This is a genomic window from Flavobacterium sp. FlaQc-28, assembly GCF_044007415.1.
Classification (GTDB): domain Bacteria; phylum Bacteroidota; class Bacteroidia; order Flavobacteriales; family Flavobacteriaceae; genus Flavobacterium.
Genome location: NZ_JBIPCM010000051.1, coordinates 1 through 208, shown reverse-complemented (window position 1 = coordinate 208; position 208 = coordinate 1). Strand labels below are relative to the sequence as shown.

Genomic DNA, 208 nt, shown 5'->3' with positions numbered 1-208 from the left:
CAGGAACAAACGGAACATTAACGATTTGTTCAGGCAGTACAGTAACATCAGGATCATTATTTGCAGCATTAGGCGGAAGTGCAGATGCAGGAGGAACTTGGACTCCAGCTTTCGCAGGAGCAGGAACTTATACTTATACTGTGGCGGCTACAGCTCCATGTACTGTTGATGCTGTTTCGACAGTTTCAGTAACAGAGCAGGCGCAGCC

The 208-nt window shown here is 47.6% G+C and carries 1 protein-coding gene; it reads left to right on the top strand.

Annotated features, from left to right (window positions below):
- The coding region (locus ACHRVL_RS23150; RefSeq protein ID WP_395415613.1) for a hypothetical protein at positions 1-208 on the top strand (208 nt) is incomplete at both ends.